The organism is Herminiimonas fonticola (assembly GCF_003293745.1).
Taxonomy (GTDB): Bacteria; Pseudomonadota; Gammaproteobacteria; order Burkholderiales; family Burkholderiaceae_D; genus Oxalicibacterium; species Oxalicibacterium fonticola.
Genome location: NZ_PTLZ01000001.1, coordinates 152,700 through 177,469 on the forward strand (window position 1 = coordinate 152,700; position 24,770 = coordinate 177,469).

Below are 24,770 nucleotides of genomic sequence, written 5' to 3' on the forward strand. Positions count from 1 at the left end.
ACTTTGCTCGCGGTAGTTTTGCCCCGCTTTTGACTCTTAACGCACACTTAACGGCGCCCTCGATAGCGTAGCGACTTCTATTACAGAAGTCAGTGTGCGCCTTGAAAACCTCTCCCGTTGCAAGTAGCCCGACTGCCATTCCACGCGATGGCAGCCACGCGTCCTTTTCCCTGTTTGATCGTCTCCCCGCCGTAGGCGTTGAAAGACTAGCGATTCTTGCTAGTCTGTTTTTTTCGATCACCTGCAATCATCTTTTTTTCTCCGCCGCATTGGCGCAGCGCGACTGGTCGCATGCTGCTTCATGGCTGTTCGCTATTGTGATTTTCGTCGCGATCACGGCTTTGCAAAGCATAGGCTTGTTCATCGCACTCAATCGCTGGAGCGCGAAGCCGTTCTTGACTGTGCTGCTGATCGTCACTGCAGCCGCGACGTATTACATGGACAAGTACACCGTTTTCTTCAACTCGGAAATGGTCAGAAACATCCTGCGCACTGACGTCAAGGAAGCCAGCGAACTGTTCTCGCTGAACTTCTGTATACATATGCTGGTATATGGCGTCTTGCCGTCATTGCTGGTTTGGAAATTGCGCTTGAAGAGAACACCATTGCGCCGAGCCACACTGATACGCATCGCTTACCTTGTCGGCGCACTCGTCATCACCGGCGGTTCCATCATGCTGGTATTTCAGGATTTTTCTTCGTTGATGCGCAATCAAAAAGAAGTGCGTTTCCTGATCACGCCGAGTAATTACCTGTTCTCACTGGCACGCGTTGTCGCAGCCGACACCGCACAGGCCAACACACCTAAAATTCCTATCAGCGCGGATGCGCATATGGCCGCTGGCTGGAAGCAACGTAGCAAGCCTATGCTTTTTGTGCTGGTTGTCGGCGAAACCACGCGCGCCGCGAACTGGGGCATGAACGGTTACGCGCATCAAACAACACCTGAGTTAAGTAAGCTCGATGTCATCAACTTCGCGCACGCAACGTCATGCGGCACCAACACCGAAGTGTCAGTGCCATGCATGTTCTCAACCTATGGCCGTCACAACTACGATGAAACAGCCATACGCGCACATGAATCGCTGTTACATGTCATCGACCACGCCGGCGTAAAAACCTTATGGCGCGACAATCAGGCAGGTTGCAAAGGTGTCTGCGATGGTTTGGAAGAACAACATCTAGACAACAGCAAGAACGCTGCCTTGTGCGATAGCGAACGCTGCCTCGATGAAATCCTGCTGGATGGTATGGATGGAGAGATACAGAAAGCGAAGAACGGCAATCTGTTCGTCGTCCTGCATCAGCTTGCCAACCACGGGCCGGCTTATTACAAACGTTATCCCGCGGCTATGCGCGTCTTCACCCCGACTTGCGATACGGCCGATCTGAGCAAATGCACGAAGGAAGAAATCGTCAACACCTATGACAATGGCGTGCTGTACACCGATCATTTTCTGGCGAAGACCATCAATTATTTGAAAACGCAAACCACCTACGATACGGCAATGCTGTATCTGTCAGATCATGGTGAATCGCTGGGCGAACATGGGATTTATCTGCATGGCTTGCCTTACTCGATCGCGCCTAAAGAACAGACGCAAATTCCGATGGTGATGTGGATGTCGCAAGGATTTGCATCCAGCTTTGGCGTCAGCAAGGATTGCATGGGTAAATTGGCCAACACACCGGTCAGCCAGGACAATCTGTTTCACTCCATCCTGGGCATGCTGCAAATCGAATCCAAACATTACGACAAAGCACTGGATCTGAGCGCAGGCTGCAAGGCCTGAAGCAACGCTGAAATTAACTGACTTGCTGCGCCGCCAGCATGCCACTGACCAGAAAACCGGTAGGCGCCAGCAGACGCTTTCTGTTGCTCAGCGGCCGGCTTTCCACCCATTTGAACAAGAGCGCACCGCCGACTATGCTTGCCGCTAATGCGACCATCATGCCTATCAAATTGGCGGCCGGCTGTTCCGGAAAGAAGTGAAAAAATACTGCGTTCACGACCATGCACAAAGGAAAGTGAATCAGGAAAACCGAATACGAAATACGTCCCAGATAAACCAGGAAGCGCGGCATAGGCATCGCCTCCATTGCCCCGGTTTGACGCGCAATACCCAACATCAGCATCACACCGCCTGCCACCAGAATGCGTGAGCGGAAATCAAACAGCAAAGCCGCCATCACCGCGGTCGTCAACAGCGCCAACCACCACATGCCATCCTGGCGACGCGTAGCCCAGTAAGCGAGCGCTCCCAAACCGTAAGAGCCAAAGAAGTAGAACGCGGTCGTATCCAGCTCTTTGTGCAGATTAAAGAAGAACAGCGATGCTGCAGTCAGCAAGGCGATCGCGATCGGTCCCAGCAAACGCAATTTTGCATAGCGCACCTCCATCCGGCCGGCACCCCACATCAGCAATGCCGCCAGCGAAAAGAGTTGCAGATCAATCGCCACATACCAGACCCCAGCTGACAGTGCATCTTGCCCCGCCAGATCCTGCAGGAAAAACACATGCGGCAGTAATTGCATCCAGGTCGGCGCATCCGGAATCGAATCATGCGTCAGCCACTCCCGCGCCAACGCGGCGCACACGATGGCGCACACCAGAGCTACCAGATATGGAATCGCCAGACGAAGATAGCGCTGATAAATCACCTGCGCCGGCTGAGTCGGCAAGGCCTTGCCATGCGGCGCGAATTTCGCGGCCATCAAAAATCCTGCGACCACAAAGAAAGCCTGCACCGCCATCCGGCCATATTGGTAGAACAGATCGATCAAAGTCGGCACGAGTGTATAGGCAGCATCCGACATCGGGCCGTAAAACGCGAGGTGATGCAATACGATTAACAAACAGGCAATCGCCTTGAGTGCATCCACACAAGGCATTCTTGAGGTAGTACGCATGAAATTCTGACTTCTAGGAGTATGGTTCTTGACGCCGTCGGCGTGTGTGGCAGGCTGATCTTATGACCGACAAGCTGCGCAAGGGCGCAAGTCTACACGCAGTTGGCGCATTTTGCAGGCCCAAGCCGCTCCCAGACTCATTCTGCCCTTGTTTTGTGTGCAATCTGTCCATACCCCGCGACCTGAAACGCTCGCATACAGCCCGCACAAAAGCCACTATGATATGCACCCTGAACAGACGAAACCAAATACGCCCAATGAGCAACGATGTAATCAATGCAGATGTAATTCAGGATGATTCCGAACAGAATCAAAAGGACTCAATTCACGAAGCACGCTTGTGGCGCGACGATGGCTGGACCGCGCGCGTAATCAAGAATGATGACGATGAAGGCTGGGCAGTCGAAATGATCAAGGATGGCGAAGCCGAACCAGCGCTGGTTGGTCCGTGGACTATGGGACGCGACAAGAAAAATCCCAAGCCGCTGGATACACCGGCCTTTCATACGCTGGTCAAGACCGCATCGGAAGTCTTGCGCCGTCATGAACAACAACTGCATGCGACTTTGCACAAGAGTGTCGTCGTGAATACAGCGTCGGCAACGATTACCGTTAATCTGGATATCGTGCCCGATGAAGATGATCCATATGCGGTATTGAGCGCGCTCGATGAAAGCAGCGATCAAATCGCAGAAGTACGTGTCGCACCCAATTTCAAGCTGACGCGTGCGAGTGCAGAGCAGTGGATAGAAAACGAATTTCGCAGGCCGTAAGTTGAGACAATTCGCGAAAATATCTGTCGCATAACTTTGCTACAGAAATCATCAAGGAGCGCCCATATGATTGCCGTTATCTTTGAAGTCATTCCACACGACGATCACAAGCAAGACTATATGGATGCAGCGGCATCATTGCGACCGCTACTGGATGAAATAGATGGCTTTATTTCCATCGAACGATTTCAGAGCCTGAGCCAGCCCAACAAGATTTTATCCTTGTCTTACTGGCGTGATGAAGAAGCGGTAAAGCAGTGGCGCAATCTGGAAGAACATCGCCAGGTACAGGCGGCCGGAAGAGCAAATATCTTTGCCGATTACCGGCTACGTGTTGCGCATGTGCTGCGCGATTACGGACTCAATGAAAGAGCCGAAGCGCCTACGGATTCACGTCAGGCGCATAAAGCCTAGGCCACGAAAAGCAGGGCGCTTACGGCTATCACTCGTCGGCAAGTTTTGCGTACAAGCGATCGAATTCTTCATCCAGCGTATTCTTCGGCAAACTGCTTTTGCCGCGGCTATACCAGTAACTGGCATTACCCAGATCGCCTTCAACTCTATGCAGATAGCCGTGTATCTGGCACGACAACACATCGCCATGCACTTGCACCAAGGCATGCGCCTCTTCCCAGTTTCCCGCTTTTGCAAGATCGAGTACTTCTTTGTGATTACAAGCCATTTCAAATCCTCTATTGCTATTCTTTGCTGCAAATTTTTTAGTTAGCCGAAACGTTCCAGCTCAAAGCATTCTGCATATTCTGCGTCATCAAGATTCAGAACTAAGGCGCTTTTTCGATTGATAGTCAGCACGCGTTCGTCGAAACCATGGCCGCGTGTATTCAGATTACGCTGATGTTGTGACTGATGCAGGCGCAACATCTCGGCTTTCCATGTCGCAGTCGCCGCATCAAAGGTCGTGACAAGATCGGTGCGCATCGCAAGTGTTTTCGCATCCTGATTCAATACTGCCCACAGCTGCAGATTTTCCGCCAAGGCTACGGCGCGAAACAAGGCGTAGGTGCGCTGATGAGTAACATTGCTGTCGTTTCCGTGCGGCATGAAGACCAGATCCGGTTTACGTTGCAGCAGATAATCGCGAATGCTTTCGTGATTGGCAGTGTCCAGGCGCGGATTACCTTTTTCATCCGGTGGCAAACGCAGGAAGCTCACACGCTCCACTGGCAAACCAAAAAATGCACAGCTTGCGGTTTGCTCCTGCTCACGCAAGGCCGCCTTGTCCGCATCAGTATGCGCACCGGCATAACCATCTTCAACACCACTGACACCAGTCGTCAATACCGCCAGATGTAGCGCATCGCCACGCTGATGAAAAAACTGCAGCGTCGCTGCGATTGCATCGAAATCATCCGGATGCGGTGCCAGCACCACTATTGTGAGTGGCGATGGCAAAGACAACTGACGCAGATTCAGCGGAACGTCTTTAGTCGCTGTCTGTAATGATGAAAACATCATGGCACCTCTATCACTTGGCGATCGTACCGGCCTTCAATGCCGCTACTGTTTCCTTGAAACCACCTATCAGTTTTCCATCGACAAAAACTTGCGGGAAGGTAGGCCAGCCACTCCACATCTTGATTGCCAGACGCGGCTTCCACATCGAAAAGTAATTACCGTATTCAAGATATTTGAAAGTTACACCAGCTTCCGTTAACGCCGCACGCGCTTTTTTTACAAAAGGATTAATTCCCATGCCAACCACCACAACCTTGTTTGTGGTGACTGCACTCGCTACTTCATTGACGGTTTTTTGATGATAGCCAGCAATGTATGCAGCAACTTCCGGCGACAATTTGTCCGAGCTTAAAACAGGGCGATTCATGCGATTCCTTAAAAATTTTAATCAAGCAGCATCTGCAATTATTTTTCCAGCGCGATTTGTGGTGATGCTGATGCGTCGTGTTTAATACCACGCGCCTTGCGCATCATCCGTTTCAACCAGTGCTCCAGATCATCGATGTAAGTAAATACTGCAGGCACCACCAGCAGACTCAACAGAGTCGAGGTAATCAAACCACCGATCACGGTAATCGCCATCGGCGAACGGAAACTAGGATCCGCCCCCCAACCCAAAGCCAGCGGCAACATGCCGGCACCCATCGCAATCGTCGTCATGATGATAGGGCGGCTACGTTTGTGGCAGGCATCAACCAGTGCATCGAAACGATTCATGCCTGCCTGGCGCGCAAGAATTGCGTAATCGACCAGCAAAATCGAGTTCTTCGTCACGATACCCATCAACATGATCAGACCGATCATGGATGGCATCGACAAGGCGCGACCGGTAATCAGCAAGGCGACAAAGGCACCGCCGATGGACAAAGGCAACGCGGCCAGAATCGTGACCGGTTGCATGAAATCCTTGAACAACAACACCAGTACGCCGTAAATACACAGCACACCTATCAGCATTGCCAGGCCAAAGCTTTCAAACAGCAGCAACATCTCTTGCGCATCACCCAGTTCGGCAATCTTCACCGATGGTGGCAAATTAAGCATCGATGGCAGTGCGCGTGCTTCGGCATTCAGATCGCCCAGGGAACGGCTGCCGAGTTCAACATCGAGGGTGACGTTACGACTGCGATTCAAGCGATCGATCTGCGCCGGGCCACTTTCCATCGTGACGCTAGCCACGGTACCCAACATGACAGGACCGTTCTTGCCCGGCACCGTCAAGCGTTCTATTGCCGACAGATCGGCGCGTACGTTATCCGGCAATTTGACGAGGATGGGCACCTGACGCTGACTCAAATTAAGCTTGGGCAAGTTCATATCGTAATCGCCAGCCGTCGCCACGCGTACCGTTTCTCCTATGCTGGCCGCCGTCACGCCCAGATCTGCCGCACGTGCGGAGTCGGGACGCACGATGATTTCCGGACGCACCAGCGATGCACTGGAACTCACGTTACCGATACCTTTCAAAGTACGCAACTCGCGTTCGACTTTTTGCGCAGCCTGCTGCAAGGCAACCGGATCTTCACTACGCAAGACCAATTGCATCTTGACGCCGGTATCCGGCGGACCCACGTTGAAGCGTGCACCCGGTATGTCTGCAATATTGGCGCGTATGCCAGACTCGATAGTCGCCATCGTTTCTTTTCTGTCGTTGCGATGCGTAGTCGTCAGCGTCAACACGGCACGGCGCGCTTCCGCTGATGCGCCTGGCGCAAATGCATCACCACTGGAGCCACCACCAACCGAACTGAAGATACTGGTGATGTTCTTGTCTTTCGATACTGCGAGACGTACGCGTTCGGTCACCGCTGTAGTTTCTGCCAGCGTGCTGCCCGGCGGCAGTTCGATATTGATTTGCGTTTGTCCTCGATCGGCCGGCGGTACAAAACCGGTAGGTAGCAAAGGCACCAGCATGATGGAAGCGATAAAGAACACGCCAGAAGCAATCGCCGTAAACAGGCGATGATTCAATGCCCATTTCATCACGACCATATAGCGTCGCATCAACCAGCTGTCTTTTTCTTCATGTACCTTCGCGGGCTTCAGAATGTAAGCGGCCATCATGGGCGTCAACAAACGCGCGACCAATAGTGAAGCCAGAATCGCCAGCACTGCAGTCCAACCGAACTGCTTGAAGAACAAACCCGGAATACCCGCCATGAATGCAGTCGGCAAGAACACCGCAACCAATGCGAATGTCGTCGCGATCACCGCCATACCAATTTCATCGGCTGCTTCCATCGCCGCCTGCATAGGCGTCTTGCCCATGCGCAGATGGCGCGAAATGTTTTCAATCTCGACAATCGCATCATCGACCAGCACGCCAACCACCAGCGCGAGTGACAGCAAGGTCACGGTATTGAGTGTGTAGCCAAAGTATTTCAAGCCGAGGAAGGTCGGAATGACGGACAAGGGCAACGCAGCCGCTGCAACCAGCGTCGCGCGCCAGTCGCGCAAGAACCACCAGACCACCAGCACTGCCAGCAACGCGCCTTCATACAGCAACTCCATTGAGCCATCGAAGTTTTCTTCTACCGGTTTCGCATTGTCGATGGCCTGTTTGAAAACGATGTTGCGGTTCGCGGCCTGCAGTTCTGCGATTGCAGCTTGCGTGCCTTTTGCTACATCCAGTTCACTCGCGCCTTTGGTACGGAATACTTCGAAGCCGACTACTGTTTTGCCATCCTGCGATGCCGACGAGCGACGTTCAGCTATCGTGTCGATCACATTTGCAACTTGATCGAGCCGGATGTGATGACCGTCTGCCAAGGGAATATCCATTTGTGCCAGTTCGGCGGCACTCTTGACCGTACCGATGGTGCGCACTGCCTGTTCGGCACCGCTGACATCGCCGCGTCCGCCCGGCGCTTCCTGCTGCACCAGTCGCAGACGACGCGACACATCAACGGCCGCGACATTCAAGGCGGCCATTTTTGCGGCATCCAATTCAATCCGAACTTCGCGATTGACGCCGCCTACACGCTTGAATGCACCGACGCCAGGCACACTGAGTACACGCTTCGATACTGTGTTGTCGACGAACCAGCTGAGTTCCTGTTCATCCATCTTACTGCCCGCAGCGGGCGCAGCAGTGAAGGTCAGCACGACGCGACCGGCGGTCGATACTTTAGTAACTGAAGGGTCGCGCAATTCGCTAGGCAAGTCGGCACGTATCAGTGCCACTGCATCGCGCACATCATTCACTGCATCGGAAATATTTTTTTCCAATACGAACTCGACCGTGACGGTCACCAGACCATCGAGTACTTTGGTGTAAATGTTCTTGATACCTTGCAGCGTCGCGACCGAATCCTCGATCTTGCGTGCGACTTCCGTTTCCAGCTGTGCCGGTGCCGCACCAGGCAAGGATGCAGTAACCGTAACAATCGGCAATTCGATATCGGGGAAATCCTGCACCGCGCTCGATTTGAACGACAGCAGGCCGCCTAATCCCAGCAGCACAAACAGCATGATGGCCGGGATCGGATTCTTGATGGAAAGCGAAGAAAAATTCACGCTTGCTCCTATTTAGTCGTCTGTGGTGCGCCAACTGTAGGCGCAGCTGGCACGCTGCCGGCCTTTTTGACAGTTGCAGCATCCTGCGAAATAGCTGGTTTGCCTGCAGCAGGAACATCTGAGGCCACAGTTGGCGTTGCTACAGGTGCTGTGGCGGGAACCACTTTCACCAAATCGCCATCATTGAGAAAGCCGGCACCATTTGCAACCACGACTGCATTCGCATCTATGCCGGACACCACTTCAATACTGTCCAGCAAACGACGGCCTGGTTGAATCTTGATTTGCGTGACGCGATTATCTGTATTCAAACGGAATACATAGCTGAAGCCATCGCGAATCACAATCGCCTGTTGCGGTACGGTAATCGCCGACGACATGCCGAGATCGAATTCACCGGTTGCGAACATGCCGGCACGCGCAGGCGATGCGCCTGTTGGGGCTGGTGACAGATCGACGTACACGATGGCGGAACGGTTCTGTGTATCTACAGTAGGCGCAATCATTCTGACCTTCCCTTTGACCTTGGTGCCATTCGCTGCCGTGATTAAAGCGGCAGTGCCAGCAGCCAGGCTGCCAAGCTCCGTCGAGGTCACTTCTGCACGCCACTCGAGTCGACCCTGACGAATCAGACGGAACAACTCAGTACCCGCGCCAACCACTGCACCGACTGTTGCATTACGAGCCGAAATGACACCATCGTCCGGTGCCAGTACCTGCGTTTGCGACAAACGAAGTTCTTGCGCAGACAAAGTTGCGCGCGCTGCATCGGCTTTGGCTTTGGCAGTTTGTTCGGTGGTCAGATACTGATTGATCTGCTGTGTACTCAATGCGCCGCTGCTTTCCAGAGTACGTGCACGTTCGGCATTATTCTTTGCATCGGCCGCATTGGCTTCGGCTTCCATCACGCTGGCGCGTGCCTGCAATACATCGGCTTGCGTAGACGCGGCAAAGAAGGTTGCCAGCACCTGACCCTTGCGTACGGCATCACCAACGTTGACGCGCACATCGGTCAGGCGCAAGCCATTCGACTCGCTACCGACAATTGCTTCCTGCCATGCAGTGATCGTGCCGTTGGCGCTCATCTTGATCGGCAAACGCGCCTGTGATGGCTGCGCGGTGGTGACAGTCAACGCCGGTTTAGGCCCAGCGTCTTCCTTCTTTTTTCCCGCGTCGGCTTTTCCGCCGATCAGCATGACGATGCTCGCAATCAATACGACCAGCACGATGGCGGCGATGACGATGGTTTTAGTTTTGAAACGTTTCATATTTTTGTTCCGTTATTGTTTCGCGTTATTTTTGTGCGTTCGTGCTGATATTGGAGTCAGGATTTGACGCTGCTGCAGAATCCGGATTGACCCAGCCACCACCGGCAGCGCGATACAGCGCTATCCATGCCGCCATGCGTTCGCGCTCCAGTGCTACTGCGTTCAACTCCGACGCCAGGCGCAGACGGCGCGCATCTTCCAGATCCAACAAACTGGCCAGACCATTTTTATACAGCGCATCAAAACCGTTGAACGATGCGCGATAGCCTTCTACCGAAACACGCGCATCCTCACTACGCGCAGCCGTGCTTTGCAGATTGACCAAGGCTTCTTCCACTTCCCGCACTGCCTGTCGCACGCTGCTGCGATAGCTGATTACTGCTGCGTCGTATTGTGCTTCTGCTGCGGTGACGTTTGCTCTACGCGCACCGCCATCGAACAGTGGCAAGGTCAAGGAAACCGGGCCCACCGACCAGGTATCCATATTCGTCGTCACACCACCTGAACGGAAACTCGCCACGCCAATTGAGCCACTCAAACTCAAGCGTGGATAACGTTGCGCCTGCGCGTTACCGACTTCGGCACTGGCTGCAGCAACTTCGCGCTCTGCAATGAAAACGTCAGGGCGTTGTGTCAGTGTTTGTGCCGGTAGACTGGCAATATCCAGCACCGTTGCCGAAGTATCCGGCGCAGGCGTATCGCTGATTTTCTTGCGCAGAGCAGGCTCATCAATCGCCGTCAGTGCAACCAAGGCTTTCACATCCAGATCGCACAATGCAGTTTGTTGAGTCGCACGACCGCGACCTTCCGCCGCACTGGCGCGCGCCAATGCGGCAGTTGCCGGCGCCTGGAATCCAGCCTTGGCGCTCAGGTCAGACAAGCGCGAGGTTTCTGCACGCGAAGCGGTATCTTCCATTGTGACGAGCGCGAGCTTGTTGCAGGTACGCAGACTGTAATAACGATTTGCAACTTCCGCTGCAACCGAGACGCGCGCGTCATGCCAGTTCGCTTGTGCACCTTGCAAACGCGCCAGCGCCGCTCTACTAGTCGCGCGATTGCCGCCAAATAAATCCGCTTCCCACGATGGCTGCAAGGCAGCTTGCGTAGTTGTTCCCATTGGCAATGGCGCTTGCATATTGCTGCGACTGGAGCTGGCTGTTGCATCAAGCTTCGGGATCAATGCTGCTTCTGCAGCAACCCGCGATGCACGCGATTGTTCGATGCGCGACACTGCGGTAGCGACAGTCGGGCTCACGGTTTGTGCGGACTGTATCAATTCCACTAACAACGGATCGTTCTGTTGTTGCCACCATTGCGACAAATCGGTCAGCGTACCGTGATGCGGCAAACCGGCAGCGCTGCTGTCCGCAGGCTGCGCTTTTGGCAACGGCGAATACCACTGCGATGGCGCAGTAACTGACACTTTTTCAGGTGGCGCATTAAGAGCGCACGCACTCAGCAGTACAGGCAGGCTGACGTAAAGGATGAGGTGAGTTTTTTTCATCATAATTTTTTTGCTTTTTTGGCAAAAGGCGCCGGTGCGATAGCGCCAGCCAAGGTCTGCCGGCGCGCGATTTCCATCGCGACCATGGCTTCGCCATAATCGACCAGACGCGTCGCCCATTGATCGACAGCTGACGGCGTGTTGATCAACTTGGGACGGATCGCATCGATCACGTCCTGACAAATGAAGAGTTGCAACGCGAGGCCGGCCAGCGAGAACGCCAGTCTATGCACGTCATCATCCGCCTTGGATAAGTTCAGATGACGCAACAACACAGCAACCAACCCCGCATGCGATGGCTTGATGTGATTGTCGATTTCTTCCATCCATAAACCAGTCGGCTCCAGCATCTCGCGGTAATGCATGCGCACTGCGAGTTGCACGACGTCGCCATGCTTGAGCGGCGCAACAAAATCTTCGAAGAAGATGCGCAACACATCACGCAAACTCAAGGTCGGATCGGACAGATCAACGCTCTCGCAAGCAGTGCCCAACGGTTCGCTGAAGACCACGCGATACAGGCCCGCTTTGTCTCCGAAATAATATTTGATCGCAGCAAGATTGACGCCGGCCGCTTGCGCGATTTCGCGCGTCGAGGTCTTGGCAAAGCCTTTTTCGGCGAACAGTCGCAAGGCCGCCAGCAGCAGCCGACTGCGTGCTTCGGCCCCATCGGAGCGCGGCTTGCGTGTGTCACTGCTATCAGCAGCCTTCGCAGAGGCACGCGCACGGGGTACAGACGGATTGGGTTTGATGGCAGGTTTCATGAACGACATTAAAACACATAAATCAATCAGATGATTTAATTAAATCATCTGATTGCATTAAATCAATTGAAGCCTGCAATTGGCGGGAATTTGACCAAGCCAAACCGGCAGGATTTAGTATTGCTTGTTTGAAACGTCAGTCAGCGCGGTGGTTTTCTGTGCTTGACTGCGCTAACCGGCCTACCGATTTGAGCGAGCAGGTAGAAATCAAACTCTAGTGTGTCGAAAAAAATCTGATGATTTTATGTATTCGGCATCCATGCACAACGCAGCATTTCATTCCCATGCTGCGCCGGATGTTTTTCTCTATACTGCGAGATCCCGGCACGCATGTGCCGACTAACATTCAATCTCGATCTGCAGTTCTGCATGAATGACTCCTTCTCCCTGTTCAACCTGATCGATACCTCGCCGCTCGAAATACTTTCGTTTGCACTCGCGATTGCAATGGTGTTGCTCAATATTCGGCAATCGCCGTGGGCATGGCTGTTTGCGATCACATCGGCGGGACTGTATGCGATCGTGTTCTGTGAAGCAAAAATCTACGGCGACATGGCGCTGCAATTTGTCTTTGTCGCGATCTCTGTATGGGGCTGGTACCAGTGGCTGTTCGGCGGCAGCAATCGGCAGGGCGTCACCGTTTCGCGCTTGAACGCAAGAGCCTGGGCCATGGTCGCGCTCACCTGGGCGCTTGCTTATGCCATCGTCGCCACAATTCTGCGCACGCTGACGGATACCGATGTCCCGCATATCGATGCTTTCCTGACCGCAGGCAGTCTGGTCGCGCAGTATCTGTTGACGCGCAAGATGCTGGAGAACTGGCACTTGTGGATCATCATCGATCTGCTCTACATTGGTTTGTATCTGCACAAGAACTTGTATCTCACCGCCGTGCTGTACGGGCTGTTCGCGATCCTCGCATTCGTCGGCCTGCTTGCGTGGAAGAAATCGCTGACTGCAAAAGAACCAATAGCATGAGCACGTCCATACAGCGCGTTGTCATCCTGGGCGCAGAATCGACCGGCAAATCAACCCTGGCAGCAGCGCTCGCCATACATTACCAAACAGTGTGGGTCCCCGAATATCTGCGCGAGTTTGTCGAGTCGCGACAACGCACGCCGTGGACCGAAGAACAACTACCCATCGCCATCACGCAACGCGAGCGCGAAACAGAAAACGAAGCACGCGCGCATCGTTTTCTGTTCTGCGACACTTCGCCGCTGATGACCGCCGTGTATAGCGAATACTATTTTGGGCAGGCCGATGCGGAATTGAATGCGCTGGCCAGTCGACATGATTATGCCGCGACCATCGTAACGGCACCCACCACACCATGGATGCCGGATGGTTTGCAGCGAGAATCAGATGCGGTGCGTCAACAGATCCACGCCAGATTGGTGCGCAAACTGGATGATGGCAGCATCACGTACTTGCTGGTAAATGGCGATACGCAACAACGGATTGCACAGGTAGATGCCTATCTCACACAACGCAAAGTTACTTGAACCGGGCAATAAAAAACGCCGCACTAAGGCGGCGTTTTTTATTCTGGAGTCGCTCTTTAGAAATCGAACTGCGTCGACAAGCGGAATACTCGCGGCGCGCCCGGAATCAGGTAACCACCAAATGCATTCGAGGTATCTCCCCAATAGAATTTGTTGAAGACGTTATCGACACCGAAGCGGAAGGTCGTTGCCGTGTTGCCGAACTTGGTTGCATAGCGCGCGCCCAGATTCAACACATGATAGCCATCGACCTTTTTGTCCAACGATGCAATTTGACTGTTTGGTGCAAACACCTTGCTCGTCGAGTAAATCCATGTGGCATTCAGCTTTACCGCTGGCATTTGCGGCAATGCGTAGTCCATGTAAACCGCCGACTTGAATTTCGGCACGTTACCAATGCGTTTACCTTCAATATCAGGATCGCCTGTGCCTTCTGCCTTGGCTTGCAAAGCGACGAAACTTGCGCCCAACATCAGATTGCGTGTAGCGCGACCTTGCGCAGCAAATTCAATACCACGATTGACTTGCTCACCTGCGGTTAGATAAGCATCAATGGCTGCCGTCGCATCGTTTGTCGATGCATGCGCATATTCGTTATGACGTTTGATTTGAAACAAGGCAGCGGACACACTCAGGTCAGGCGAAATATCCGCCTTTACACCAAATTCCAGTTGTTTGGACTTGTACGGATCCAAAACAGATTCTGCATTAGGCAGGCCAGATGGAACTTCGCCGCCCGGCTCCAGGCCTTGTGAAGCAGATGCATAGAACGACAAGGTTTTACTTGGGCTATAGACCAATGCAACGTTCGGCAAGACATAGTCATCATCCGTGGTGCGTATCAAACCACCACCAGAATTAAACTGAACACGCTTGAGTTTTGTATAACGTGCACCTGCATGCAATTTGAACTGTTCGTTCAATGCCATCACATCTTGCACAAAGAAAGATTGCTCTTCTTCTTTGCGACGCAAGCCTACTGGATTGGTTGGCTGAAGAACCAAATCTCTTTGTGGTGTTGTGTAGATGTTGCCTTGCAAGCCACCCACTGTCGGATTGAACAAATAATCAGCAAAATTATCTCTTCTGTTCAAGGTCGACAAACCAGTTGTCAGTTCATGGCCAATACTTCCGGTCGCAAATTTACCTTGCAACATGGCCTGCGTGGTCATCACAGAACGTTTGTCGTTGTCCCTGCGCAAATCGTACAAACCGAAATCGCCGTTAGCACAGTAGCCAAAATTTAAGATTTCGCCTGGCGTTGTACATCCTGAAGACAACGCGACCGCATCATCACGACGCAATTCAAATTTGTTTGCCTGCAACGTGGTACGCCAGTTGTCATTCAACTCATACTCGAATTTAACGCCCAGATTATTGCTGTCATCAGTAACCGGCAAACTCCAGGTTTGATTATTCAACATGGTCTTGCCACTCACACTTGTCGGCAGGCGCTGATCCAGACCCAGCAATTGAAAACCTGGAACGGTCAGCTGCGACTTGTGTTGATAATCCATGTCGACCGACAGCAAGGCGCGCGAACTCAAGCGCCAGTCGAACGCACCGGAGACAAACTTGCGATCGCCGTTCGATCCCTGCACGTAGGACTTGGTATCTTCTGCCGCAGCGTTGATGCGATAGCCGAATACGCCATTGTCCGAACGACCACCGAGATCGATCGCGCCGTAAATCGAACCACGCTCGCGCACTTCAAACGTAACCGAACGTAATGGCGTATCGGTTGGACGCCTGGTTACATAATTCAGAATGCCGCCTGAGGATGCAATGCCTGCCTGCAAACCGGCCAGGCCTTTGAGGATTTCCAGCCGCTCCTTGTTTTCCATCGGGATAGCAGAGTGCGCAAGAATCACCATGCCATCCTTGCGGTAATTGCTTCCCATGTCTAGCGTAAAGCCGCGAATCGCAAACCAGTCAGACAAACCTACGGCGTTATACGAGTTCTGCACGCTGGCATCGTATTTGACCGCATCAGTCGCTGTGCGAATGCTGCGTTCCTGCATTTGCTCAAGAGTGATGACGCTGATCGAAGCCGGCGTTTCACGCAACGGTGCTTCGGAAAAGCCGCCTACGCTTGCGTTGCGTGCGATGCCGTCAGCAGGTGCCGATGTGACGACGACCTCAGGCAAAACGTTATCGGACTTGTCAGCGGTCTGTGCAAAGGCAGCGGGCGCAAATGCGCAGGCAACGGCCAAGGCTATCAGTTTGTGACGGGAAGGAAATGCGGACATAGTTTGCTCACTCAACAATCGCGTTATGGACAAGCGCGCGAAGGAACGAACAAAGAGTCTCTGGGGGAATAACCTTGAGTGGCTTTGCGCTTCCCTACGCTGGCATTATCCAGGTCAGGTTCAAGGGTTTCATCTCACCCAAAGACATTTGTCTTCAGGACCCCTAGCGTGGACCGCATACTAACATGGAAAAAGTAGCGTACGGAACGGCATTTTTACCGAAAGTTGCAGCAAATATCGCCGATCTTAACCGAGATCAATTTATGCAGGTGGGCGATGAATGCCGCGCTGGATTTATCCCACTGGCATGCATAGCGCTACGTCAGAATGATGAGGGGGGTGCAATAGGGATCGCGACCTTGTTGCCAGATTTGGAGGTTGACTGGGTGAACAGATCTTGTTTTTAATGCAAGGTAGCAAATTTATTTGTGCGCTTTCTTTGCCGCTTTTTCGGCTCCGCTGATTTCATTGCTGTTTTGATGATCGTCATGCGCATCGACGAAATCAGGCGAATGCTCTATGCGCGTAATGCCGGAAGATACAGAAACTGGATCGCTGGCAGGAAAGGTCATTTCAATGCCGTCATCCAGCAAGTCTTCCTTGGCTTTTTCACCTTCCGATTTCGTAGTTGCCGTCGGCAGTTCTGCGACCGGATCACTGGCAGGAAATGTTTGCGCCAAGGCGTTGTCGAGCAAATGCTCCTGATGCGACTCGGCGGCACCACGTTTTTTAGTGTTATCCGATGGATCGATAGCATCTCTGGATTTGTCACCGGAAGTATTGTCTCGTGTCATGTGGAACTCCTTGCTTGTACCGCAGTAAAGCCATGCGCGAAGGCGCGTGCTTGGTTGTTTACTGAATCAATGACTTGATTACTGACATAGTCACTTGTAAATACATGCGTATTTATTCAACGCCCTTGCTGGTAAGACCGGTGGAATCCGCATCCAGTTCAACGATGGGTGGATAAAGCACAGTCAACACGTGCAACTCCTCATCGCCTGACGGACCTTTCAGCGTCACGCTATCGCCTTCAAATGCCTTGAGCAGAGCTTGTGCAACCGGCGACAACCAGCTGATCTTGCCGTTGGCCGGATCCAGTTCATCCAGCCCAACGATAGTCACCGTGTGTTGCTCGCCATGTTCATGCCGATAAGTAACAGTCGCACCGAAAAAGATTTGCTGCTCGCCGGCATGTACTGAGGGATCAACAATTTCTGCCATTTCCAACCGTGTTTGCAGGTAGTGAATACGCCGTTCGATTTCACGCACTTGCATTTCAGATGAGCCGCCTGCCAAATCCGTATTGCGCTCATCGCCCTTCGTCGCCATGCGCAGTGATTCCAGCAAATGCTGCAACTCGATTTGCAGATGCTGATAGCCGGCGGGCGTTATGTAATTGCGCACACCTGTCGGCATTTCCGGCAGGATTGACAGTGGTTCGTCGCCGCTCTCTTTTACGAATGCCTTGTTCATGATGTGCACCGAATGCGCAGGGATATAGATATAAGACTAACAGCATCGCCGCAAGGCCGTGCGATGTCAGTACGCTACATCACATAAGGGCTTGCGTAGAGGGAAGGTTTATTGAGAACCGACTTTAATGCAAAATTTCAGAGTGGGATTTTGCCGCGCATGACCTTGGTTTGGCCGCGAGCATTTTTGGTATCCAGACGTTTGCGTTGAGAACCGTAAGTAGGCTTGGTAGCGCGTCGCGTTTTCGGCAGGATGGTGACGTTGGCAATGATTTCTTGCAGCCGTCGCAACGCTTCTTCGCGACTTTGCTCCTGGCTGCGACCTTCCTGCGCCTTGATGACGATCACGCCTTCTTTGGTGATGCGCTGATCGTTCAGCAGCAACAAGCGTTCTTTCAGATAATCCGGCAATGAAGAAGCGCCTATATCGAAGCGCAAGTGAATGGCGGTCGCCACTTTATTCACATTCTGTCCGCCCGGGCCTTGCGCCCGGATGGCTGTCAGATCGATTTCGCTATCGTCGATAGCGAGGGTGCCAGTGATCTGCATGTTATTGATGGCACGCCGACGTGCTCATCGCAAGCTGCCGTTTATAACAGCAACTTGCATTATTGATTGAATCAGACGTCGGACCACAACTTGCCACCGGTTGACCAGTTCTCGCGCTTCACATCTTCGATGATGATATCGACCGATTCAGCGCTGGAACCGAGAGTTGCGACGGTTGCTTCGGTCACTGCTTTGACGAATGCACGTTTTTGTTCGACTGTGCGGCCTTCGAATAATTGAACATTGATAGTTGGCATGGATTTTCCTTTTTAGTTAATCAATAAATTCTGAAACAAAGTGAATGAGTTGAATTGCCTGGCCATTAATGACGATAGGACGGCGATACTGCATCAAGCCTGCGCAGTAAAGCTGGCCATTCGAGTATGCCTTCCGGCGAACCGTCACCCAGCAATTCCTTGTAAGTCTTGGCACAAACTTCAGGCGCCGGAATATTCAACGGACCACCACCGGATTGCGCTTTCAACTGGAAGGAACAGGCTTTATCCAGCGTATCCATCAGCACATAAGCTTCGGCTATCGTGCGGCCGCTGATCAGCGTGCCGTGATTGCGTAATAGCATCGCCGGATAATCACCCAGGCGTTCAATCAATCTTGTTTGCTCGACTGGCGACAGCGCCAAGCCTTCGTAATCGTGATAACCCATTTGCTGATAGAAGCGCATTGCATGTTGCGACAAAGGCAGCAAACCGCCTTGCTGCATGCCGACCGCCACACCGTTTTCATTATGCAAATGCATCACGCACATCGCATCCTTGCGTGCGCTGTGTACCGCACCGTGGATCGCAAAGCCGGTCACGTTCACACGCACGTTTTGATCGCCGATGATCTTGCCTTGCAAATCAATTTTGACCAGATTCGACGCGGTAATTTCTTCGAAACGCAAGCCGAATGGATTGATCAAGAAATGATTTTCTTCGCCGGGCACTGTCGCCGAGATATGCGTGTAGATCAGGTCATCCCAATTTTTCAGCGCGCAGAGGTGATAGCAGGCCGCGAGATCGACGCGCACTTGCCATTCGGCATCGCTGATACCAGCCGGTGCAGCTTTAACAACGGAATTATTCATATTGCCTTGCATTGAAATCTGAATTTGGATGCGCTTTGCACGTCTGTATGCAAACGCAAATTATAAAGTCATTAGCTGCGCCATGTCCGGCTTGAACACGGGAGATTCGTATGAATGCCGGCATCGAAGCACACGAAGAGACGCTTCGGAAAAAGAAAAGTCATGCAGACAAAACGCCGCATGACTTTTCTTTTACACAGAATCAGACAGGAATCTGCGCAAAGCGACCGCTATTGAAATCATCGATGGCTTGAATGATTTCAGCCTGGCTATTCATCACGAAAGGGCCGTGACCAACGATTTCTTCATTGATCGCTTCACCACTGAGTATCAGGAAAACCGCATCGCTATTCGCTTCTATCGCCACCTTGCTGCCCGCGCTATCCAGCAAGACCATCTGCGCCTCGCGCGCGACACTTTCGCCATTGACCAAGACCGTACCGTGTAACACGATCAATGCCGAGTTCCAGCCATCGGTCAGCGAGAACTCAGTCGCTTGGCCTTGCTTCAGATTCACATCCCACACTTGCATGGGCGTGAAAGTATGCGCTGGCCCGGCATGACCGTCATAGTCGCCAGCGATGACACGCAAGCTGCCTGCATCATTCGGCAAAGCCACGACCGGAATATCGTTGCCAACAATTGCTTGATAACCGGGCGGCGCCATCTTGTCTTTCGCTGGCAGATTGACCCATAGCTGCACCATCTCCAGCGTACCGCCGGAACGCGTGAACGCTTCCGAATGAAATTCCTGATGCAGGATGCCGGAGCCCGCCGTCATCCATTGCACATCGCCAGGGCCAATCACACCGCCTTTACCAGTGGAGTCGCGATGCTCGACCTCGCCCTTGTAGACGATAGTGACAGTCTCAAACCCGCGATGCGGATGCGAACCCACGCCAGGCGGGTGATCTGCCGCCGCAAATTCTGCCGGGCCGGCATAATCAAGCAACAAGAAGGGGCTGAGTTGCTTGCCGTGACTGTGATACGAAAACATGGAGCGCACCGGGAAGCCGTCACCTACCCAATGTGGGCGAGGAGCGTCAGATACATTGATGACTTTTTTCATGAAACTGTCCTTTCGGTAAGCTTCTTATATGCGGTCTGACACCACGTAAAGCAAGAGTAGCCAGACTTTTCAGGCGTTCCTTCGTACGTCAAATTATTGAATTTGCACACTGCAAACCCAATGTATTCAAGGCTGACAACAAGGAAAATTACGCTCAACGCTGATTGCACAAGCAATTCCTGGCACCACCGACAACAATAAAAACGGTAAGCCTGCATAATAGCCAATTCGCTATTAAGTCCGACTAGCTAGCTGCCGTGTCGATAGCTAAAACAAATTGAAGTTCTAAAGTAAATCAATTATACAAATGATGGACGCCAGTCTATTATTCGTACTCACACCAATTTTTAACCCTGAAGGAAACACGACATGTCCCTTATCAACACCCAAGTCCAACCCTTTAAGACCCAGGCTTTCCATAACGGCAAGTTCATTGAAGTCACCGAGCAATCGTTGAAGGGTAAATGGTCTGTACTGATTTTCATGCCAGCAGCGTTCACATTCAACTGCCCTACCGAAGTTGAAGATGCAGCTGACAGCTATGCAGAATTCCAAAAACTGGGCGCAGAAGTCTACATCGTCACAACCGATACACACTTCTCGCACAAAGTTTGGCACGAAACATCGCCAGCAGTTGGCAAAGCTAAATTCCCATTGGTTGGTGACCCAACCCACACATTGACCAACGCATTCGGCGTGCACATCCCTGAAGCTGGTTTGGCACTGCGCGGTACTTTCGTCATCAATCCAGACGGCGTCATCAAAACTCTGGAAATCCATGACAACGCAATCGCTCGTGACGTTTCCGAAACACTGCGCAAGCTGAAAGCTGCTCAATACGTTGCGGCTCATCCGAACGAAGTTTGCCCAGCTAAATGGAAAGAAGGCGAAAAAACCATCGCTCCATCGCTGGACCTGGTTGGCAAGATCTAAGTAGTCGTTATAAGTAGTAGCTAAGCAATACCGTCCGGGCCACGTGGTCCGGACGTGCAAGACCTCTATCAAACTGTAAAGAAAGCAGGGACCATCATGTTGGATGCCAATCTCAAAACCCAATTAACAGCTTACTTGGAAAAGATCGTGCAACCGATCGAGATCGTCGCGTCACTCGATGGCAGCGACAAATCTCGTGAATTGCAGGAGCTGCTGCAAGAAATCGTTGCGTTGACCGACAAGATCACTCTGATCGAACGCACCGACGACAACGAGCGCAAACCGTCTTTCCAAATTAAACGTCCAGATGCACACGCAGGCATTCAGTTCGCCGCGATTCCTATGGGCCACGAATTCACTTCACTGGTACTGGCATTGCTGCAAACCGGCGGCCATCCATTGAAACTCGAAGACTCGGTCATTGAACAAATCCGTAATCTGGACGGCGACTACACCTTCGAGACCTATATGTCCTTGTCGTGCCATAACTGCCCGGAAGTCGTGCAAGCGTTTAACGTCATGGCCTTGATCAACCCACGCATCCGTGCTGTCACGATCGATGGTGGTTTGTTCCAGGACGAAGTGAAAGAACGCGAAATCATGGCCGTGCCGACAACCTTCCTGAACGGACAAGCGTTCGAATCAGGTCGCGTCAGCATCGAACAGATTCTTGCCAAACTCGACACCGGCGGTAACAAGCGCAAGCAGGAAGAGCTCAGCGCAAAAGCACCCTACGATGTATTGATCGTAGGCGGCGGACCTGCGGGTGCAGCAGCTGCGATTTATGCAGCACGCAAAGGGATTCGTACCGGCGTAGTGGCAGAACGTTTCGGCGGTCAAGTGCTGGATACTTTGTCGATCGAAAACTTCGTGTCCGTACAAGAAACCGACGGTCCGAAATTTGCGGTCGCACTGGAACAGCACGTACGCAGCTATGAAGTCGACATCATGAACGTGCAACTCGCTTCCGAGTTGGTTCCGGGCAAGCTGATCGAAGTCAAACTGAAAGATGGCGGCTCGCTGAAAAGCAAAACCGTGATCCTCGCCACCGGCGCACGCTGGAGAACCATCAACGTGCCGGGTGAAAACGAGTACCGTAACAAAGGTGTTGCGTATTGCCCGCACTGCGACGGTCCGTTGTTCAAAGGCAAACGTGTGGCAGTCGTTGGCGGCGGCAACTCGGGTGTTGAAGCAGCAATCGATCTGGCTGGTATCGTCGGTCACGTCACTTTGATCGAATACGATTCAGCCTTGCGTGCAGACGCAGTGTTGCAACGCAAGTTGCACAGCCTGGCTAACGTTACCGTGATCACGTCAGCACAAACGACGGAAATCACTGGCGACGGCAAACGCGTCAACGGTTTGGTCTACAAGGATAGAAAATCCGAAGAGATCAACACAGTTGAACTGGAAGGCGTCTTCATCCAGATCGGCTTGGTGCCAAACACCGAATGGCTGAAAGGTACGGTTGCCTTGTCGCGTCATGGCGAAATCGAAGTCGATGCACGTGGCCAGACTTCAGTGCCAGGCGTGTTTGCTGCAGGCGATGTCACGACTGTGCCGTACAAGCAGATCGTGATTGCAGTCGGCGAAGGCTCGAAAGCAGCGTTGAGCGCATTCGATCATCTGATCCGTACTCCGGATACTGATGAAGAAGTCGTGGCAGTCAAAGGTGAAGCAGTTCCTGCCTAAACTTCGATCGCACACAAAAAAGCCGCAGAGATGCGGCTTTTTTATTGGGCTACGTTTTTCAGAAACTGTATTCGCCGAATACATATTTATCGAAACTGAACTTGCTGCCACCTGGCAGCGAGTCGACCAGCCGCTTTGCATTCTTTGCCGAGATAAAGACATCCGCTGTTTGATCCTTGCTGCGGAACCTGGTCGCAGGACTCAAAATGGTATTGGCCTTGATTCTGATGTGACGGATGACCTTGGCTCTTTCACTGCAAAGCAAAAAATGCTGCTCTTGCCGAAAACCGGACAGCGGAATATTCAGCCACCATCCTTCATCACCGGCGTAAGGCACGATCGTGGACCATATCGTGTTGCGCTCGTTCAGCAGGTTGGCGTGCAGGTCTTGATTGACCAGCTTGATTGCTTCTATCTTGTTCATGGTGACTTTATCGAATGCGGTGGATGCGCAAGGCATCTATAGGCGAGAGGATAAAGCAAATCATGGTGCGCCATAAAAAATACCGTCTATAGACGGTATTTTTTATTTCCAGAACAAGATTGATTTCAATATCAAAAAAGCACGATGATGACGAGCAGAGTTCCTATCCCAATATACATTTGATTCTGTTTGAGTAAAAACGCGATATCAAAACATGTTGCGTACAAACCAATCCGTGCAATACATCACATGCAAGTTCAAAAAATCAGGCTATTATTTCAAAACACGTGGCAACCCGAACGTGAAAAATATCAGCGTTATATAAGTTGTTAACTACGAGACTGCATCGTTGCAAGAGGCGATGTATAGGTTGGCCCATAAAAGGAGACTAGTTATATGAAAACGCCTTTGCCTTTCCGTGTATTGTCAAAAATCGCCGCCCTTTCACTAGCCGCGGCTTTTTCTTTGCCTGCTGCAGCACAAAGCGCTGGCGATAATATCGTCAATGTTGGCTGGTTTCATTTATATACGGATGATTCTAGTCAGACTCTCATGCGAACCTTCCCAGGATCTGCGCCATTTGCCGGCAGCAGCGCCAGCGTCGGTAATGCTGACACGCTAGGCATAGCTTTCACGCACTTTTTCACCGATAACTTTGCACTTACTGCAGATTTGGGCATTCCGCCAAAATTTCATCTTGACGGTGGTGGCTCGCTCGCAGGTTTGGGCGAGATCGGCACTGCCAAACAATGGAGTCCGGCACTGATTGCAAAATGGTACTTCGGTGATAAAACTTCGAAGCTGCGTCCTTTCGTAGGCTTGGGTGCGACACGCGTCTGGTATAGCGACGTTCAATTATCCCGTTCACTGCAAAATCAGGTAACAGTTCCTTTCGGTGTTGTAGGAGGATCTGCTAGTGCCGAACTTAGTTCATCGTGGGCTCCTGTCTACAACGTCGGCCTGACCTACAACATCGACGCGAAATGGTCACTTGGTTTCTCCCTTGCCTATATCCCTCTTGATACTGATGCATATATCACGGGTAGAAATTCAGCAGGTACCGTCGTTTCAAGATTCCAAACCAACCTGACTCTTGATCCTTACGTAACCTTCCTCTCGCTGGGTTATAAGTTCTAAACTATTTTTAGCAACACAACAAAAAGCGGCGTGCCTGATATCAGGCACGCCGCTTTTTTCACTCCTATTGCGACGCGCCACAATTGCATAACGCCTTTTATCGCGACCCAGATTAGGCTGATTCATGAACTCCGCAATCACGATTTCAAATCCCTGCTTGCGCAGCAATTCCAACACCTGCTCCGGTGGGTGCGAATCTTAAAAGAAGATTGCGCCAAACATCATGTCCTCGAACGCCCATAAAATGCCGTTCGCGTTTTAGCCCATAGCCCGCCACTCAAGCACTATTGTTTTCTCGGAACTGGTCGATATAGAAGTAGAGACATCAAATGTTAAACGATTATAAAAAATTAATTCTGCCGGAATGCATAGCCCTGCGAGCTTCCGTGCAAGTGATTCTGTAACAGAGTTGCTCTACCTTGGTGCGAGTACACAACAG

At 52.1% G+C, this 24,770-nt stretch carries 25 protein-coding genes and 1 riboswitch; of the genes, 9 read left to right on the forward strand and 16 right to left on the reverse strand.

Features of this window, described 5'->3' with window-relative positions; translation table 11 throughout:
• Positions 1-92: 92 nt before the first annotated feature.
• Entirely contained in the window at positions 93-1,793 is a 1,701-nt protein-coding gene (locus Hfont_RS00770) for a phosphoethanolamine transferase (protein ID WP_112990359.1), read from the forward strand.
• Positions 1,794-1,806: 13 nt separating this feature from the next.
• Here the strand turns inward: Hfont_RS00770 and Hfont_RS00775 are convergent, their stop codons facing one another.
• Positions 1,807-2,910 (reverse strand): acyltransferase family protein, encoded by a 1,104-nt coding sequence (locus Hfont_RS00775; protein ID WP_112990360.1) that lies wholly within the window; start codon positions 2,908-2,910, stop codon positions 1,807-1,809.
• A gap of 257 nt (positions 2,911-3,167) precedes the next feature.
• Here Hfont_RS00775 and Hfont_RS00780 point away from each other — a divergent pair, with 257 nt between their 5' ends.
• Together Hfont_RS00780 and Hfont_RS00785 are read left to right on the forward strand one after the other, a co-directional pair.
• Positions 3,168-3,683: a hypothetical protein gene (locus tag Hfont_RS00780; RefSeq protein ID WP_112990361.1), complete on the forward strand. Its 516-nt coding sequence runs from the start codon at positions 3,168-3,170 to the stop codon at positions 3,681-3,683.
• A 66-nt stretch (positions 3,684-3,749) separates the two neighbouring features.
• Positions 3,750-4,097, forward strand: coding sequence for an antibiotic biosynthesis monooxygenase family protein (locus Hfont_RS00785; protein WP_112990362.1), 348 nt, complete (start codon positions 3,750-3,752; stop codon positions 4,095-4,097).
• 28 nt (positions 4,098-4,125) lie between these two features.
• On the opposite strand, the gene Hfont_RS00790 is transcribed toward Hfont_RS00785, so the two are convergent.
• Genes Hfont_RS00790 through Hfont_RS00820 form a run of 7 tightly spaced genes read right to left on the reverse strand, consistent with a single transcriptional unit; the run spans position 4,126 to position 12,220 of the window.
• Positions 4,126-4,365: a hypothetical protein gene (locus Hfont_RS00790; protein WP_112990363.1), complete on the reverse strand. Its 240-nt coding sequence runs from the start codon at positions 4,363-4,365 to the stop codon at positions 4,126-4,128.
• A gap of 41 nt (positions 4,366-4,406) precedes the next feature.
• Positions 4,407-5,159 carry a PIG-L deacetylase family protein gene (locus tag Hfont_RS00795; RefSeq protein ID WP_241522974.1) on the reverse strand — a complete coding sequence of 251 codons (753 nt, stop codon included), beginning with the start codon at positions 5,157-5,159 and terminating at the stop codon, positions 4,407-4,409.
• 10 nt (positions 5,160-5,169) lie between these two features.
• Positions 5,170-5,526 (reverse strand): glutaredoxin, encoded by a 357-nt coding sequence (locus Hfont_RS00800; protein WP_112990364.1) that lies wholly within the window; start codon positions 5,524-5,526, stop codon positions 5,170-5,172.
• A gap of 38 nt (positions 5,527-5,564) precedes the next feature.
• Positions 5,565-8,675 carry an efflux RND transporter permease subunit gene (locus tag Hfont_RS00805; RefSeq protein WP_112990365.1) on the reverse strand — a complete coding sequence of 1,037 codons (3,111 nt, stop codon included), beginning with the start codon at positions 8,673-8,675 and terminating at the stop codon, positions 5,565-5,567.
• 8 nt (positions 8,676-8,683) lie between these two features.
• Positions 8,684-9,943 (reverse strand): efflux RND transporter periplasmic adaptor subunit, encoded by a 1,260-nt coding sequence (locus Hfont_RS00810; protein ID WP_112990366.1) that lies wholly within the window; start codon positions 9,941-9,943, stop codon positions 8,684-8,686.
• A 25-nt stretch (positions 9,944-9,968) separates the two neighbouring features.
• Positions 9,969-11,447: an efflux transporter outer membrane subunit gene (locus Hfont_RS00815; protein ID WP_112991627.1), complete on the reverse strand. Its 1,479-nt coding sequence runs from the start codon at positions 11,445-11,447 to the stop codon at positions 9,969-9,971.
• Positions 11,447-12,220, reverse strand: coding sequence for a CerR family C-terminal domain-containing protein (locus Hfont_RS00820; RefSeq protein WP_338322763.1), 774 nt, complete (start codon positions 12,218-12,220; stop codon positions 11,447-11,449). Before Hfont_RS00820 ends, Hfont_RS00815 begins: the two co-directional genes overlap by 1 nt.
• Positions 12,221-12,580: 360 nt before the next feature.
• Between Hfont_RS00820 and pnuC the strand changes: the two genes are divergently transcribed.
• On the forward strand, positions 12,581-13,189 hold the full coding sequence (gene pnuC, locus Hfont_RS00825; RefSeq protein WP_112990367.1) for a nicotinamide riboside transporter PnuC: 609 nt from the start codon (positions 12,581-12,583) through the stop codon (positions 13,187-13,189).
• Positions 13,186-13,716 (forward strand): AAA family ATPase, encoded by a 531-nt coding sequence (locus tag Hfont_RS00830; RefSeq protein ID WP_112990368.1) that lies wholly within the window; start codon positions 13,186-13,188, stop codon positions 13,714-13,716. Before pnuC ends, Hfont_RS00830 begins: the two co-directional genes overlap by 4 nt.
• Positions 13,717-13,772: 56 nt before the next feature.
• On the opposite strand, the gene Hfont_RS00835 is transcribed toward Hfont_RS00830, so the two are convergent.
• A complete protein-coding gene (locus Hfont_RS00835; RefSeq protein WP_112990369.1) occupies positions 13,773-15,965 on the reverse strand; it encodes a TonB-dependent siderophore receptor in 2,193 nt (730 codons plus the stop codon).
• A 74-nt stretch (positions 15,966-16,039) separates the two neighbouring features.
• Positions 16,040-16,140: riboswitch (TPP riboswitch) on the reverse strand.
• A 10-nt stretch (positions 16,141-16,150) separates the two neighbouring features.
• On the opposite strand from Hfont_RS00835, the gene Hfont_RS00840 reads away from it, so the two are divergent.
• Positions 16,151-16,372, forward strand: coding sequence for a hypothetical protein (locus tag Hfont_RS00840; RefSeq protein ID WP_112990370.1), 222 nt, complete (start codon positions 16,151-16,153; stop codon positions 16,370-16,372).
• 15 nt (positions 16,373-16,387) lie between these two features.
• Here Hfont_RS00840 and Hfont_RS00845 read toward each other — a convergent pair whose 3' ends face one another.
• From Hfont_RS00845 to Hfont_RS00870, 6 genes are all read right to left on the reverse strand, one after another.
• The gene (locus Hfont_RS00845) at positions 16,388-16,759 is read right to left on the reverse strand and encodes a hypothetical protein (protein ID WP_112990371.1); all 372 of its coding nucleotides are present in this window, start codon (positions 16,757-16,759) and stop codon (positions 16,388-16,390) included.
• A 112-nt stretch (positions 16,760-16,871) separates the two neighbouring features.
• Positions 16,872-17,441, reverse strand: coding sequence for a GreA/GreB family elongation factor (locus Hfont_RS00850; RefSeq protein ID WP_112990372.1), 570 nt, complete (start codon positions 17,439-17,441; stop codon positions 16,872-16,874).
• Between the two features lie 137 nt (positions 17,442-17,578).
• Positions 17,579-17,989 carry an alternative ribosome rescue aminoacyl-tRNA hydrolase ArfB gene (gene arfB / locus Hfont_RS00855; protein ID WP_112990373.1) on the reverse strand — a complete coding sequence of 137 codons (411 nt, stop codon included), beginning with the start codon at positions 17,987-17,989 and terminating at the stop codon, positions 17,579-17,581.
• A 71-nt stretch (positions 17,990-18,060) separates the two neighbouring features.
• On the reverse strand, positions 18,061-18,246 hold the full coding sequence (locus Hfont_RS00860; RefSeq protein WP_112990374.1) for a 4-oxalocrotonate tautomerase: 186 nt from the start codon (positions 18,244-18,246) through the stop codon (positions 18,061-18,063).
• Positions 18,247-18,311: 65 nt separating this feature from the next.
• Positions 18,312-19,076, reverse strand: a complete 765-nt coding sequence (locus tag Hfont_RS00865) for a class II aldolase/adducin family protein (RefSeq protein WP_112991629.1) — start codon at positions 19,074-19,076, stop codon at positions 18,312-18,314.
• 202 nt (positions 19,077-19,278) lie between these two features.
• Positions 19,279-20,145 (reverse strand): pirin family protein, encoded by an 867-nt coding sequence (locus tag Hfont_RS00870; protein WP_112990375.1) that lies wholly within the window; start codon positions 20,143-20,145, stop codon positions 19,279-19,281.
• Between the two features lie 369 nt (positions 20,146-20,514).
• Here Hfont_RS00870 and ahpC point away from each other — a divergent pair, with 369 nt between their 5' ends.
• Positions 20,515-21,078, forward strand: coding sequence for an alkyl hydroperoxide reductase subunit C (gene ahpC / locus Hfont_RS00875; RefSeq protein ID WP_112990376.1), 564 nt, complete (start codon positions 20,515-20,517; stop codon positions 21,076-21,078).
• A 96-nt stretch (positions 21,079-21,174) separates the two neighbouring features.
• Positions 21,175-22,770, forward strand: coding sequence for an alkyl hydroperoxide reductase subunit F (ahpF, locus tag Hfont_RS00880; protein ID WP_112990377.1), 1,596 nt, complete (start codon positions 21,175-21,177; stop codon positions 22,768-22,770).
• 58 nt (positions 22,771-22,828) lie between these two features.
• Here ahpF and Hfont_RS00885 read toward each other — a convergent pair whose 3' ends face one another.
• Positions 22,829-23,194: a hypothetical protein gene (locus Hfont_RS00885; protein ID WP_112991630.1), complete on the reverse strand. Its 366-nt coding sequence runs from the start codon at positions 23,192-23,194 to the stop codon at positions 22,829-22,831.
• Between the two features lie 396 nt (positions 23,195-23,590).
• Here Hfont_RS00885 and Hfont_RS00890 point away from each other — a divergent pair, with 396 nt between their 5' ends.
• Positions 23,591-24,331, forward strand: coding sequence for an OmpW/AlkL family protein (locus tag Hfont_RS00890; protein WP_112990378.1), 741 nt, complete (start codon positions 23,591-23,593; stop codon positions 24,329-24,331).
• The last annotated feature ends 439 nt before the right edge of the window (positions 24,332-24,770 follow it).

Excerpts from the sequence above, each read along its gene's own strand:
- ahpC (WP_112990376.1), top strand. The coding sequence starts at position 20,515 with ATGTCCCTTATCAACACCCAAGTCCAACCCTTTAAGACCCAGGCTTTC.
- Hfont_RS00865 (WP_112991629.1), bottom strand. The coding sequence starts at position 19,076 with ATGAATAATTCCGTTGTTAAAGCTGCACCGGCTGGTATCAGCGATGCC.
- Hfont_RS00885 (WP_112991630.1), bottom strand. The coding sequence starts at position 23,194 with ATGAACAAGATAGAAGCAATCAAGCTGGTCAATCAAGACCTGCACGCC.
- ahpF (WP_112990377.1), top strand. The coding sequence starts at position 21,175 with ATGTTGGATGCCAATCTCAAAACCCAATTAACAGCTTACTTGGAAAAG.
- Hfont_RS00790 (WP_112990363.1), bottom strand. The coding sequence starts at position 4,365 with ATGGCTTGTAATCACAAAGAAGTACTCGATCTTGCAAAAGCGGGAAAC.
- Hfont_RS00775 (WP_112990360.1), bottom strand. The coding sequence starts at position 2,910 with ATGCGTACTACCTCAAGAATGCCTTGTGTGGATGCACTCAAGGCGATT.
- Hfont_RS00840 (WP_112990370.1), top strand. The coding sequence starts at position 16,151 with ATGGAAAAAGTAGCGTACGGAACGGCATTTTTACCGAAAGTTGCAGCA.
- Hfont_RS00830 (WP_112990368.1), top strand. The coding sequence starts at position 13,186 with ATGAGCACGTCCATACAGCGCGTTGTCATCCTGGGCGCAGAATCGACC.
- Hfont_RS00845 (WP_112990371.1), bottom strand. The coding sequence starts at position 16,759 with ATGACACGAGACAATACTTCCGGTGACAAATCCAGAGATGCTATCGAT.
- arfB (WP_112990373.1), bottom strand. The coding sequence starts at position 17,989 with ATGCAGATCACTGGCACCCTCGCTATCGACGATAGCGAAATCGATCTG.
- Hfont_RS00890 (WP_112990378.1), top strand. The coding sequence starts at position 23,591 with ATGAAAACGCCTTTGCCTTTCCGTGTATTGTCAAAAATCGCCGCCCTT.
- Hfont_RS00815 (WP_112991627.1), bottom strand. The coding sequence starts at position 11,447 with ATGAAAAAAACTCACCTCATCCTTTACGTCAGCCTGCCTGTACTGCTG.
- pnuC (WP_112990367.1), top strand. The coding sequence starts at position 12,581 with ATGAATGACTCCTTCTCCCTGTTCAACCTGATCGATACCTCGCCGCTC.
- Hfont_RS00820 (WP_338322763.1), bottom strand. The coding sequence starts at position 12,220 with ATGTCGTTCATGAAACCTGCCATCAAACCCAATCCGTCTGTACCCCGT.
- Hfont_RS00870 (WP_112990375.1), bottom strand. The coding sequence starts at position 20,145 with ATGAAAAAAGTCATCAATGTATCTGACGCTCCTCGCCCACATTGGGTA.
- Hfont_RS00800 (WP_112990364.1), bottom strand. The coding sequence starts at position 5,526 with ATGAATCGCCCTGTTTTAAGCTCGGACAAATTGTCGCCGGAAGTTGCT.
- Hfont_RS00795 (WP_241522974.1), bottom strand. The coding sequence starts at position 5,159 with ATGATGTTTTCATCATTACAGACAGCGACTAAAGACGTTCCGCTGAAT.
- Hfont_RS00860 (WP_112990374.1), bottom strand. The coding sequence starts at position 18,246 with ATGCCAACTATCAATGTTCAATTATTCGAAGGCCGCACAGTCGAACAA.
- Hfont_RS00850 (WP_112990372.1), bottom strand. The coding sequence starts at position 17,441 with ATGAACAAGGCATTCGTAAAAGAGAGCGGCGACGAACCACTGTCAATC.
- Hfont_RS00835 (WP_112990369.1), bottom strand. The coding sequence starts at position 15,965 with ATGTCCGCATTTCCTTCCCGTCACAAACTGATAGCCTTGGCCGTTGCC.
- Hfont_RS00785 (WP_112990362.1), top strand. The coding sequence starts at position 3,750 with ATGATTGCCGTTATCTTTGAAGTCATTCCACACGACGATCACAAGCAA.
- Hfont_RS00780 (WP_112990361.1), top strand. The coding sequence starts at position 3,168 with ATGAGCAACGATGTAATCAATGCAGATGTAATTCAGGATGATTCCGAA.
- Hfont_RS00810 (WP_112990366.1), bottom strand. The coding sequence starts at position 9,943 with ATGAAACGTTTCAAAACTAAAACCATCGTCATCGCCGCCATCGTGCTG.